10 protein-coding genes are annotated in these 13580 nt (G+C 46.6%); 4 read left to right on the top strand and 6 right to left on the bottom strand.

The window, feature by feature from the left end; genetic code table 11:
* Positions 1-256: 256 nt before the first annotated feature.
* Both RJ47_RS01190 and RJ47_RS01195 read right to left on the bottom strand, forming a co-directional pair.
* Complete coding sequence (locus RJ47_RS01190; RefSeq protein ID WP_039480642.1) at positions 257-2698, bottom strand: ABC transporter permease; 2442 nt, start codon at positions 2696-2698, stop codon at positions 257-259.
* Positions 2699-2700: 2 nt separating this feature from the next.
* The gene (locus tag RJ47_RS01195) at positions 2701-3375 is read right to left on the bottom strand and encodes an ABC transporter ATP-binding protein (protein ID WP_005473293.1); all 675 of its coding nucleotides are present in this window, start codon (positions 3373-3375) and stop codon (positions 2701-2703) included.
* Here RJ47_RS01195 and tesA point away from each other — a divergent pair.
* The 4 genes from tesA to RJ47_RS01215 all read left to right on the top strand — a co-directional run bounded on the left by tesA (position 3374) and on the right by RJ47_RS01215 (position 9133).
* Positions 3374-3973 (top strand): multifunctional acyl-CoA thioesterase I/protease I/lysophospholipase L1, encoded by a 600-nt coding sequence (gene tesA, locus RJ47_RS01200; RefSeq protein WP_038190552.1) that lies wholly within the window; start codon positions 3374-3376, stop codon positions 3971-3973. The genes RJ47_RS01195 and tesA overlap by 2 nt on opposite strands.
* Positions 3974-4046: 73 nt before the next feature.
* The gene (gene fabV, locus RJ47_RS01205; protein WP_039480646.1) at positions 4047-5249 is read left to right on the top strand and encodes an enoyl-ACP reductase FabV; all 1203 of its coding nucleotides are present in this window, start codon (positions 4047-4049) and stop codon (positions 5247-5249) included.
* Positions 5250-5450: 201 nt separating this feature from the next.
* A complete protein-coding gene (locus RJ47_RS01210; protein WP_039480648.1) occupies positions 5451-7373 on the top strand; it encodes an EAL domain-containing protein in 1923 nt (640 codons plus the stop codon).
* A gap of 104 nt (positions 7374-7477) precedes the next feature.
* Positions 7478-9133: an ABC-ATPase domain-containing protein gene (locus RJ47_RS01215; RefSeq protein ID WP_039480651.1), complete on the top strand. Its 1656-nt coding sequence runs from the start codon at positions 7478-7480 to the stop codon at positions 9131-9133.
* Between the two features lie 27 nt (positions 9134-9160).
* Here RJ47_RS01215 and RJ47_RS01220 read toward each other — a convergent pair whose 3' ends face one another.
* The 4 genes from RJ47_RS01220 to helD form a co-directional block, all read right to left on the bottom strand.
* Entirely contained in the window at positions 9161-9778 is a 618-nt protein-coding gene (locus RJ47_RS01220; protein WP_038190561.1) for a DNA-J related domain-containing protein, read from the bottom strand.
* Positions 9779-9973: 195 nt separating this feature from the next.
* The gene (locus RJ47_RS01225; protein ID WP_038190564.1) at positions 9974-10813 is read right to left on the bottom strand and encodes an isopenicillin N synthase family dioxygenase; all 840 of its coding nucleotides are present in this window, start codon (positions 10811-10813) and stop codon (positions 9974-9976) included.
* Positions 10814-11022: 209 nt separating this feature from the next.
* A complete protein-coding gene (cutA, locus tag RJ47_RS01230; RefSeq protein ID WP_005473225.1) occupies positions 11023-11343 on the bottom strand; it encodes a divalent-cation tolerance protein CutA in 321 nt (106 codons plus the stop codon).
* A gap of 27 nt (positions 11344-11370) precedes the next feature.
* Positions 11371-13437: a DNA helicase IV gene (gene helD / locus RJ47_RS01235; protein WP_039480654.1), complete on the bottom strand. Its 2067-nt coding sequence runs from the start codon at positions 13435-13437 to the stop codon at positions 11371-11373.
* Positions 13438-13580 lie beyond the last annotated feature (143 nt).

The following is a 13580-nucleotide window of genomic DNA, read 5'->3' on the forward strand; positions in this document are numbered from 1 at the left end:
TTTACTGTTTACGTGACAAGAAGAAAAACACAATTTTTGCAAGGAAAATTAATGACATTTTAACGACAAAAAAATGAAAAAAATGCTTGACTCAATATCTGTGAATTTCTCAATTATCGATTGTGTGAATAACAAAACTTCGCCACGCTTTACCCCTACAAGGGCTACGACAATTTTGAAGTTATCTACAGGCTGACTTATCCCAAACTTTATCCACTGATTTTGTGGATAAGTGGAAAAGTCAGCCAAGCCTAAGTTAGCTAAACGCTTTATTTATAGGGGTTAGTAGACGTTTTATCATACTGTTAACAACTAATGCTAAAGTAAAGAAAGTCACCACAGGGAGCGCAGTCCAAAGCACCAAATGCAGGTTTGGCTCAAGTTCAAAACCAAACTTCATCAGAGCACAAACAACCAGTTCTGCTCCGATGGCAGCGATAAATCCTGCGACCAAGGACATGATTCCGTATTCCGCCCATATGGTACGAACGACGCGTTTTTTACTTGCTCCTAGAGTGCGATAAAGCTGAATTTCGCTCTGCCGCTGCCCTAAGCTCAAACGTAACAAGGTGAAGATCAACATCACGCCTGAAACCACTCCTAGTGCCGCTAAGACGGTAATCGACCACACGATTTGCTCCAGCAGACCTTGGATCTTGGCTCCCATACTCCTGATATCCATTAGGCTTACCGTTGGATGATTACGAGATAACTGGTTGATCAGATCATTATGTCTGTCTTCAAGTCTAAAACTGACCAAATAGGTCGCGGGAATAGACTGCAGGACATCAGGTGAGAATATGAAATAAAAGTTCGGTTTCATGTCTCGCCATTCGACATGACGAATCGAGTTTACTTTAGCTGTGACTGTTTGACTGTTGATAACAAAGCCAAGCTCATCGCCGATTTCTAAGCCGAGATCCTGAGCAACATCGGCTTCGACCGAGACGCCATTCGCGTCGGTCCACTCCCCTTCGAGCACGTCGTTGTGCTCTGGAATACCATCATCAAAAGTGAAATTGATCTCTCGCCTTAACGCATCGGTACCTTCGCCCCCTTGCGCATACTCTTTTGCATCTTCACCATTAATTGTTGATAAACGACCGCGAATAATCGGGTAGTCTTCAGAACGGTCAATCTGATTGCTATCGAGCACCTCCAGATACGCGTCTTTTTCATACGGAGCTATATTGAGGGCAAACGCATTTGGCGCATCAGCAGGTAATGTACGCTGCCAATCGGTCAATAGGTCTGTTCTTACCAGCCACATGACTGCTAACAACATCAAAGATAGCGCCAACGCACCAAACTGAATCCCTGTCGACATGGCAGAACGATTAATTCGGCTCAACGCGAGACGTACTGATATCGGCAATGGCATTTTACTCAGCAGCTTAGTCAAGCCAATGCTAAGCAGCGCTAACACGAGGAATAGCGCAACAATACCGGCTAAGATTATCCAGACTAACGTGTTCTGGTAGTAGACAAACAGCATCGGCAACAATGGTACAGCGATTAACCAGTAGTAAGGTCGACTGCGATTGTAAGCCACATCTGACTGCATCACATTGGCAGCGCTCACTTGAAGTAAACCAAGCAGTGGAATGCCCAACGCAGGCACTGCAATCAGTACGCTGGTAGACACCGCAACAAGCGCGGGTTTAAGACCATAGCTCGGCAATGGGTTGGGCAATAAATCAACCAATGGCACTCTGAGGAGTATTTCTAGTCCAACGCCGATCGCTAACCCAAGTATCGAAGCGCTAATCAATAGAATCGCCACTTGGCTCCACAACCAACGTCCAATCCACCCTCTGCTTGCGCCCAAACTTTTGAGCATGGCTATCGTCTTTTTACGGGTTGAGACATAGTGCTGACAGGTAAGCACTAAAGTCGTCGCCGCCATGATGACAACAATCGCCACAGTCAAAGACAAGTACTGTTCAGTGCGTTGAAAGACCTCATTAGTTCGGCTGGCACTGTTTTGATCGCGCCAACGGTCGCTTGGTGTCAGTTCAATTGACGACTTGACGGTCTCTATTTGGCCTTGGTCGCCATTAATGAAAAGGTTAAACCGTACTCGGCTGCCCAATTGAACGGCGCCCGTTCTTTCCAAATCCGTATTGTGGATAAACGCGGTTGGCATTTGTTGGAACGGGTTAAAACTCAAACCCGGCTCTTCAACCACTCGTCCAGAAACAATAAAATCGGCATCGCCCACCGTGACAGCGTCACCAATAGAAACATCCAGTTGTGCAAATAAGCGCTCATCAAGCCAAAGTTCGCCGGGTTGGACGTGATTGAACGTTGATTTGCCGTCTGACAGCACCATCTCACCACGTAACGGAAATGCGCTGTCAACGGACTTCACGGTAATCAACTTCATGCCGCGATCGCTAAACGCCATTGTCGCAAAACGAGTCTGTGATGAAATCGTCAGTTGCTGCTGGTTTACCGCTTCTAAAAGCGGTTGAGGGATTGGGTTTGAGGAAGAATAAACGGTATCGGCGGTTAACGCTTCTTTCCCTTGCTTCACAACCACTTGCTCCAAGCGCTCGGCAAGTGCGGTAAGGGCAAAGATACACGCGATGATAAGCGTTAACGCAATTGAAACGGGCCACAGTTGCCCATGTCTGATTTCACTCAAACTCCAACTTAACAGGCGGCGATTGAGTTGTGGTGAGCTGACCTCTGACATGATTAAGCCTCCTCAATACGTCCAGCGTGTATTCTCATTCGACGCTGGCAACGCTGAGCGAGTGCCATATCATGGGTAACAAGAACCAGTGTGGTGCCATGTTGCTCGTTAAGCTCGAAAAGCAGCTCAATCACCTTTTCTGCGGTTTGCTGATCTAGGTTACCTGTAGGTTCATCCGCAAACAGCACCTTGGGCTCAATCATGAAGGCTCTTGCTAGGGCAACACGCTGCTGCTCCCCGCCAGATAATTGCGCCGGTGAATGGTCCATACGGTGAGCCAAACCAACCGATTCAAGCAATGACTTAGCTCGATCCACGTTTTCCGCTTCACCTTTCAGAAGACACGGCAGAGTCACGTTCTCAAGCGCACTCAAACTCGGGATCAACAAGAAGCTTTGAAACACAAAACCGACCGATTCACTTCGAATTGCCGCGCGAGCTTCATCATCTAGCGCAGAGAGCTCTTGCCCCATTAACTCCAAAGTACCAGAGGTTGGCGTATCTAAGCCCGCCATCAAGGTCATTAGCGTCGATTTCCCTGCTCCAGAGCTACCGACAATCGCAACACTCTCACCCTCTTTGATATCAAGATTTATCTCTTCAAGGATTGTTAATTGCTCTTGATTAGTAGAGACTGTTTTGGTTATTGAATTTGCTTTAATTACGGATGTTTGCATGTTTCGTTTACTTTCCCTTGCTTTTATTCTTCTGTTTTCGTACTCAGCCAACGCGAGCAAATTGTTGATCTTAGGAGATAGCCTGAGTGCAGGCTATCAAATGCCAATTGAAAAAGCATGGCCTTCTTTATTACCAGATGTGTTACTCGCTAAAGGTCAAAACGTCAACGTCATCAACGGCAGTATCTCTGGGGATACCACCGGCAACGGTATCGCACGCTTGCCTCAACTGCTGTCACAACATCAACCCAACTACGTATTGATAGAGCTTGGGGCTAACGATGGCTTGCGCGGCTTTCCGCCTAACCTTATTCAAAACAACTTAGAGACCCTAATCAGTATGGTCCGTGACGCTGATGCTAAGCCGCTGCTTATGCAAATCCGCGTGTTACCTAATTATGGCAAACGTTATACAGAGGCGTTTGCCGAACTCTACCCAAAAACGGCAGCCAAAACTCAAGTGCCTCTTTTGCCCTTTTTCTTAGAAGGCGTAATCATCAAGCCGGAGTGGATGATGCAAGATGGCCTGCATCCGCAACCAGAAGCACAACCTTGGATTGCAGAGTTTGTTGCAAAAGAGTTACTTAATCACCTCTAATTGGTCTAGCTCAATAAAATTTACTTAGCTTTACGTTAATCTGGTTCAATCCTCGTTGGAAAAGGACATAACAATGATAATTGAACCTGTTATTAAAGGCGTTGTTGCCAAATCTGCGCATCCTGTTGGGTGTGAGCAAGCGGTTCTCCAACAAATTCAATACGTAAAGCAATCTGAGCCGATCACAAATGGCCCCAAAAGGGTTCTCGTTATTGGTGGTTCTTCTGGATTCGGGCTCGCCACACGCATCGCCCTCACCTTCGGTGGAAGCAAAGCCGATACAATCAGTGTCTCATACGAACATGGTCCCTCCTCGAAAGGCGTCGGTTCGGCTGGTTTCTACAATAATATCGCCTTTAAAAAATTCGCCGAAGAGGAAGGTCGCATCGCAGTCAACATTCAAGGTGATGCCTTCTCTGATTCCATCAAAGAACAAGTCATCGAGGCGGTAGAAACCTATTTCGAAGGCGAGGTTGACCTTATCGTCTATAGCGTCGCCAGCGGCGTGCGTCCAAAGCCAAACAGCGACGAAATGTGGCGCTCGGCTATCAAACCGATCGGTCAATCGGTATCGGGCGCTAGTATTCTCCTCGAAACCGACACATGGCAGGAAACGACTCTCCCACCAGCCACAGACCAAGAAGTTGACGAAACGATCAAGGTCATGGGCGGCGAAGATTGGGAAGCCTGGGTTGATGCGCTAATCAATTCAGAGTCCATCGGTGAAGGATGTAAAACGCTCGCATTCTCCTACATTGGCCCAGAACTGACCCATCCGATATACCTAGATGGAACATTAGGCAGGGCAAAAATTGATCTTCACCAAACCAGCCATTCCCTAAACCTTAAGCTTGCCAACTTTAATGGCGGCGCATACGCAACGGTCTGCAAGGCGCTCGTGACAAAAGCCAGTGTGTTTATCCCCGGTTTAACGCCGTACATTCTTGCGCTCTACAAAGTCATGAAAGAACGTGGCACCCATGAGGGATGCATTGAGCAAATGCAGCGTCTATTTAGAGACAAAGTCTATTCAACAGGTAAGATTCCTGTCGACTGTGAGCGCCTGCTGCGCATGGATGACTGGGAACTTGACGTTGAGACCCAACGCGAAGTGAATCAATTGGTATCGCAGCTTAACGCCGATAACTTCAAGCAACTCGGTGACTATCAAGGGTTCAAACAAGAGTTTTTACGACTCAACGGTTTCTCGTTTAGTGACGTTGACTACAGTAAAGAGATCGATCTTGAGTCATGGATAAACAGCGATGCTGACTAGCTTAGGCGTCTCATTTTTGAGAAATCATTAATCCCTCCAGCTCGCTGTTTCCAGCGAGCTTTTTTTAGCGGTAATATCGTTAATTCTTATTTTTAGGACAGCAGACGACTCATACCTAAAACGTTTGCTGAATAAAGACTATTATTAAAACAAGAGCACGGATAGCTCACACTCTATTGCCTTTTCCAATATGGATACCGTATGTCAAAAATTAACACTGCCAATGTGAGTATTCCTGATGAGATACTTCAAAGCTGGCAGACCATTGTAAACCTTCTTGCTGACATCATTTCTGTGCCTGCTGCTCTGGTGATGCGTATTCACTCCGATGAAATTGAAGTATTCACTGCCAATAACAACGCGTCTCACCCATATAAACCCGGAGATAAGGAGTCTCTCAATCAAGGGCTCTACTGTGAGACCGTGGTCAACGAAATGCGTATGCTTCATGTACCTAATGCCAACAATGATCCAGCTTGGAAAAACAACCCGGATATGGTGCACGGTCTTATGGCCTACTGCGGGTTGCCGGTACGTTGGCCAAATGGTGACGTCTTTGGCACCATTTGTGTGCTAGACAACAAAGAAAACAACTTCACACAGACCTATCAAGATTTGCTTACCTCGTTTCGAGACTCTGTCGAATCACATTTAAAAACGCTGTATCAAAACCATCGCCTAAAACAGCTTAACGACGAGTTAAAATCTCGAGTTCACACCAGAACTCAAGATTTAGTTGATTTGAACTACGAGCTGAACGTCGAGATTGATAAACGCCGAGCGGCAGAGCAAAAAATTCGCTACCAGCAACGACATGACATTGGCACCGGATTTTTAAACCGTTCAGCACTAGAGTTTGAGACTGAGACGCTTCTCAAGTCGATTACCGATAACGTTACGACCGATGTCGCCGTTGTGCATATCGGCTTTGCGAACGGTCGCCGTATCCAATCAAAATATGGCTATTCGGTGTGGGACCATATCTTGGTTCAATTTAGACATCGATTGGGAGATTTAACAAAGTTCAACGTGCTGACGGCAAGACCAACCTCTACCGATTTAGCCTTTCTGTTCGAATCAAAAAACCTCGATGGTGACATTCAAGAATTGTGTAGCCTGTTGATTGACGTGAGTCAGTCTCACTTTGATATTGAGGGAGAAAAACTGCACCTTCACAGTTACATTGGCATCGCAACATCCAAAGATACCTTATGCACCTCCAGCATATTGAAGTTCGCGGTTGAAGCGATGCAGTCTTGCAAGGATTCAGGGCACAAGTTCAGTTTCTATTCGCAAGATATTTCCGATGTGCAGAAAAACATTAACCAGCTCGAGAGCTATCTGTTACAAGCCGTACGCAACGACGACTTGTTGCTGTACTTCCAACCGAAAGTCTCTCCGCATACTCACCAGTGGATTGGTGCAGAGGCGCTGCTGCGTTGGCGCCACCCTATTCTAGGCGATATTTCCAACGAAACATTGATTCATTTAGCGGAACAAAATGGCCTGATTTTCGAAGTGGGCAGTTTTGTTCTTCGCTCCGCAATACAAAAAGCGTCTGAGTGGGTCGACCATGTGCAAGAGTTCAAACTTGGCGTCAATGTGTCTGCGGTACAACTGCAAAGCCCTCAGTTTGTCCAACAGGTAAGAGATTTACTCAACACGTACAAACTCCCTGCCCATTATCTTGAGCTAGAAGTGACAGAAAGTGGTCTTATTGCCGATGAGGTCGTCGCGCGTAACACCCTGACAGCACTGAGTAAATTGGGAGTGACACTGTCACTTGATGATTTTGGTACCGGTTATGCTTCATTCAATTATCTGAAGAAGTTTCCGTTCGATGCGATAAAAATCGACAAAAGCTTTGTCCACCACCTAGATGAGAGCAACGAAGACCGAGAAATCGTTCGCTCGATTATCAACATTGCGAAAAAGCTTGATTTGACGGTGACGGTAGAAGGGATTGAAAACGAAGCTCACGAAGCCTTTATTCTCGAAGAAGAATGCGAGGTTGGTCAGGGCTACCTGTATGGAAAACCGATGCCTTGCGATCTTTTCGAAGCGAGCTTTTTAAAGCAACATTTGACCAATCAAATCGATGACTCTGCTCAGACATCCCTCTGAGCAGTCTTGAATTGACGCAAGGCGAGAAAGGCCCAATTTACTCGCAATAGGCGATCTTCACGTATATAATCGCGCCTTTTATTTCTCTACCAAGTGAACGTCTTATGGATCAGTTAACCGCTGCACTAAAAAAAATTGAAAAACAGAACTATCGCGCGTATCAGCAAATTAAAGGCTGCTATGACTTTAGCGACTTCACTTTCTATATTGATTACGTTCAAGCTGACCCGTACGCCTCCCCTACACGTGTAAGAGCGGTACGTCCTTGGTCGGTGACTGGCCTCCAATGGTTACGAGAAAAATCAGCGGCTTACCAAGTCGCTGCACGTGACTTTATCGCACGCAGCTTTGCTCAATTAGCCAAGCAAGAATCGAGCGTTAGCATTGCGCTGTCAGGGCAAGTGGTGCTCGACAGCACTGCCGTGCTCTTCACCGATGAAGGGATTGAACTGCGTTTTCGCATCAATCTACCCGCAGAAGGGAGAAGCGTGCTTGGCAAAAAAGCCGACAATATTTTAACCTTCCACCTGCCTAAGTATATTCGACGCGCGACACTTGAGCGTGAGTTAGACATTGAAGCGCTCGTTCACCACTGCGAAGTGGTAGAAGATCAAGCATTCTTGCGCAGCAAATTGGATAAACATAATCTATTGGCCTTTGTCGCTAACGGTTCTGTTCTGCCACGTATTGCTGGCAACTGTGACCTACCAATGAAAGACGCCGTCGCTATCACAGCCCCGAAATCTCTTGAAGTGACGATCGAAACGCCAAACCAAGGCCCTATTACTGGCCTTGGTATTCGTAAAGGTATCACCTTAATCGTTGGTGGCGGTTTCCATGGTAAATCCACCCTACTCACTGCGATTGAGCGCTCAATTTACGATCACATCCCCGGTGACGGTCGTGAGCGTATCGTGACCAACCTAAATGCTATGAAGATTCGAGCTGAGGATGGTCGTTGTGTCCACAACCTAAGTTTGGCCAATTACATTAACCATTTGCCAATGGGTAAAGATACCGAAAACTTCTCGACACAAGATGCGTCTGGATCAACGTCTCAAGCGGCTTGGCTACAAGAATCTATTGAATCTGGCGCAACGGGTTTGCTGATCGACGAAGACACATCAGCCACTAACTTTATGATTCGTGATGAACGAATGCAGGCATTGGTGAGTAAAGGTGATGAACCGATTACACCGCTTGTTGACCGCATTGGTCAGCTCCGTGACGAACTCGATGTTTCTTCTGTGATTGTTATGGGGGGCTCTGGCGACTACCTCGACGTTGCAGATACCGTGATTCAAATGCACGACTATCAAGCCATAGACGTGACGGAAAAAGCACAGCAAGTCATTGCTCAGCATCCAAGTCAACGTGACAACGAGTGTGAATCACCATTGGTAACCTACAGACCTCGTTCGGTAAACCGAGCAAATCTGCAGAGCATTTTGGCCGACGGCAAGTTTAGAGTGTCCGCGAAAGGTGTTGAATCACTGCGTTTCGGTAAGGAGTTCACCGATTTATCTGCACTGGAACAACTTGAATCTAGCGCAGAAATCAATGCCATCGGCTGGTTGTGGTTCCAGCTTGCCCAGTTACCAGGTTGGTCCGCTAACCCTGCCAAAGAGTTCAGTGAAATGCTTCATGGCAACTGGCACGCTTCAATGCCAAATCATGGTGACCTTGCCAAACCTCGCGTGATGGATGTGATGGCCGCATTAAACCGAATGCGTAAGGCTCAATTCAAGCCAGCTCGCTAAGTAAAAAGCGCCGATAACGGCGCTTTTTTAATGTCTGAGAACATTCCATGCCTCACACAGAATTCGAAATCGGTCACTGTCGCCGTTGTCTCGGTCGGGGTGCCATTTCAACGCTAGCTTACGCCATGTTTTACGAATCTCAGTGTGGGTCGCATCGTGAGGCAGCTCAAACAATTTGAGCGCTTTGGCTCTATCCATGTCTTTACCGTCCGTACCGCCAACAAACTCGCGATAACGTGTCCAGAACTCGTTAAGTAGCCGCTTAATCTCCCCTTCCTCGGCTTCGTAGTTTTGCCAGTCCAAATAGTAATCTCGCAGTGGATCGTGATGATCGACTTCATGACCAAACACTTGGCTTTGGGGCATTAAAATAATGTCCATTGCTTGGACTTGTAACCAGTTGTCGGGATAGAGCGTCTCTTGCAGCTGGTACAGAGCGTTCATGATCAGAAAATTTCGCTTAAATAGGTCTTTGTCTGGGGATGCATCCAGCAAAGGCATAATCTCAATTTCGGTTAAATGAGACGCTAGGGTGTGAACTTTCCAGCCGCTCGGTTGTTTTCTCAATACTTCAAGAATGGGCCAGAGTAGCGGATTTTCCATGTACTGCTGAAATTGTGCGGCAAGTCCTGATTGCTGTGGCATACGAATCACTGATTGTTGGAGATACTCTAATTGAAAGCCACTCCAACCGATTTGTCGAGTCGCAATCGATCAATTCGCAGGGTTTTCTATCAGATTGAGAGTTTACTCCAAGGCATCACATACCTTGGAAAACGAAAAAGCCAAGAGATGACGGTGTCGTCATGACTCCTGGCTTTCGTTCACGCGATGAGAAGATTAGATAACACCCAGCTCTCTCAGACGCTCCATTAGGTAGCTGTGCGCTGTGTAACGCTCAGACAATACAACATCAGGCTTAGGATGAAGGAACAATGGCAACGAAATGCGCGATTGCTCTTGGCGTTCACCCGTTGGGTTAATCACTCGGTGTGTTGTCGATGGGAAGTAACCGCCCGATGCTTCTTGCAGCATGTCACCAATGTTAATGATCAAGTTACCAAAATCACATGGAACATCAATCCACTCGCCATCTTTGCCCAGAACTTGTAAACCCGGTTCATTGGAAGCAGGAAGCACGGTGAGCAAGTTAATGTCCTCATGAGCCGCTGCGCGGATTGCTCCTGGCTCTTCATCGCCTGTCATCGGCGGGTAGTGGAGGATACGCAGTAGGGTTTTATCACTGCCGTTGATCATTTCAGACAACGCTACTGAGAACTTCTCTTGAACCTCTTTTGGCGCATGCGCTTCAACCCAGCCTAAGAGTTCTTCAGCAAACGCATTAGCACGTTGGTAGTACTCCATGATCTGCTCTTTAAGTTCTTCCGGCATTTGACCCCAAGGGTAAACATGGAAGTACTCTTTAATGTCTTTAACTGAGTGGCCTTTGGCTACTTCTGACACAGAAGGCGGAAAGTAACCATCTTGAGTTTCAACATTGAAGGTAAATTCGTTCTTTCTTTCAGACATAAAGAACTTGTACCAGTTGTCATAGATAGACTCGACAAGCTCTTTGGGAATTGGGTGATTCTTCAGTACCCCAAAGCCGGTTTCACGCAGCGAGGTAACAAATTGCTCTGCGGCATCGTTTGCAAGGTAATCTACAGTTTCCAGTTTCATGACTTTACTTTTTTAGTTATTGATATTGAAAGCAGGATTCTAAGTGTGACATATAGGTAAATCAAACTTTGATGAAATGAAACAGCAACTTTAACGAGTTAATGTGCAGTTAAAAGGTCTTTCAACAGATTTTGTTATCGGAGGGAGTGGCGACGTCTTTGCTCAGCAGCGCATCGCCATTGGATAGCAGTAGATTTCTAACTCAACGATTAACAACGTGTATTTTGCTCTATCCACGCTAGATAAGGGTTGAAGCCCTCAACAAATGGCACTTGAACCACCTGCGGGACTTCATAATCATGAAGCTCGACGATCACTTGTTCGAGCTCTGCGTAACACGATTTCTTGGTTTTGATGACGAGCAATGATTCATCGTCACAACACACCTCCCCTTTCCACATGTAGTGACTTTGAATCGGGATCGCTTGAATGCAGGCTGCCAAGCCTTTGGACAACAAACCAGAAATGATGGATTGTTGATTCTCTTCATTGTTGGTTGTCGTTAACACGATGCAGTATTGGCCGCTCATTTTTCCGCCTATCTGTTATTCTATTGGTTAGTGTTGCACAATCACAGGATAATCGCCGTCAGCCAGCTCCCTGACAAAGCTCGAGCCATCACCTTTATAGGTTACCCATACCTTTTTCTTCGCTCTGGTGAGCGCCACATAAAACAAGCGACGCTCTTCAGCATATGGGTAAGTATCGATAGATTGAGTGAGTGCACCATCAAGATGAAGCGTTTTCACTCGAGCCGGGAACTGCCCTTCATCCACTGAGACGAGGATAACAAAATCTGCCTCTTTGCCTTTGCTGGCATGACATGTCATGAAATCAATCGACAACATGGCAAAGCGTTTTTGCCAATCACTTAACAACTCTGGCTTGTGATAATGGTTGCGCCCGAGCAATAGCACGGTTTGCGTCGCTTTGGCTTTGCGATTCAGATCATCAAGGATCTTCTCAACATTTGCACTTGGCGCCAACACAACCGATTTCGCTTTCTGCTCTTTGTGACTATTGAGCGCTTTGTTAAGTTGGGACGGGTTTTGCTGCACAAACTGGTTCGCCACTTCACCAAGTCGATTGTTAAAGCGATAAGTCGTATCTAGGTGGTGGATCGTCGAGTGCGGGAAACGATCTTTAAATCCGGTAGTAAGGTCGACATCGGAACCCGCAAACTGATAAATAGATTGCCAATCGTCGCCAACGGCAAACAGCACACACTCTTGGTGTTCACTTTGTTTGCACAGTGCTTCAACCAGCGCCAGTCTTTGCGGTGAAATATCTTGATACTCGTCGATCATGATGTATTTCCACGGAGAGACAAACTTGCCCTTTTCAACCCACTTTGTCGCTTGGGTGATCATGATATTGAAGTCCACATGCCCTTCACTCTTGAGCATCTCCTGCCAAGCGGTGTAACAAGGCCACACCAAAGCGAGTTCACTGTTAAGGCGAGTGTATTCAGGATGTTCAATAAGCGACTGTTGGATCTCTTTTTTGGTTGTCCCCATTGCACTCAATTGAGAAAGCTGTTTTTCCAACCAAGCAATGAGTTTGGGGTTTTCGACATGACTGCCCAGTTCTTCATCCCCAGCTAAATAGGCTATTGGCCATTTCTGGAGGTGCTTTTGCCAGCGCTTGAAGGCGGTCGGCGTCATCCAGTGTTTCTTCAGCCAATCCACGCACCATGCAGTACGTAAACCGTCATCAAGCGCCATAGGTGAAATAGTTACGTCATTGCCTTCAACCTGCTTAAGAATGTAGAGACCCAGTTGATGAAAGGTATTCACACGGATTGGCTCTGCACTTAAACCAATCTTGTCGTTTAACCGCGCCTTCATTTCATTGGCAGCTTCACGACCAAAGGCTAACATTAGAATCTGCTCCGCCTGCGCCAAATGGCTTTGCAGCAAGTATGCAACGCGAGCCGTCAGCACACTCGTTTTCCCTGACCCTGCCCCTGCGAGCACCAGGTTATTGTCGTCATTAAGTAGCACAGCTTGCTGCTGGGTATGATTGAGAGGAGAAGACTCGATCTGGGAAAACAGCACTTTCCAATTTTCAAGTTCGTTAACCATCCAATCTTCATTTCGTTTCGCCAAGGTTTGGTTGGTTTCTAGGATCCAAGGAAGCAATCTATCCACACGATCCGGCATACGCAGCATCGCATCTTCCAAGTCCATTTCCATTTTGTTGAAGTCGTTATCTAATTCGGCAAGCCAAGCGTTGACCGCGGAGTGGGTCAAAAAGGCAGGTTGACGCTCGAAACTGCGAACTTTCGCTTCCCACTTTGGCAAATACTCAATCAGTTGTTGGCACTGGGTTTGATGCCATTGCTGGTAAGATGCCACCGCAAATCGAGCAAACTCACGGCAACGCTCCCAATCGAGTCCTTGCACTAACCAAGATTTTTCAACGCCTTCTTCTTGATGAGCGAAAAACTGCAAACCACCCCAGAAAAGGCCTCGCTTGAGTTTTATTTTTCCGCTCCAAACATTGAAAGGAATGCGCTCTTCGCTTCGTTCAGACGCGAGAACGAGGTAGTCGGACTCTAGAGTGACTCGATGATATTCGTTTTGAACCAAAAACTGTGCAGTCTTGTTTGCGATTAGCTGCATTGTGCCGTATCCATGTTTTTCATGGCGGGTATGATAACTCAACACGCATTGAGTTTGAAAAGATCCTGTCAATATCCGCCGTCAAGTTCACGTTGAGCAATCAATAAACAAACGAACCGGTTTCTTATTCTGTATCAGAAGTT

The sequence above is a fragment of the Vibrio sinaloensis genome, assembly GCF_000808535.1.
GTDB classification, from domain to species: Bacteria; Pseudomonadota; Gammaproteobacteria; order Enterobacterales; family Vibrionaceae; genus Vibrio; species Vibrio sinaloensis_D.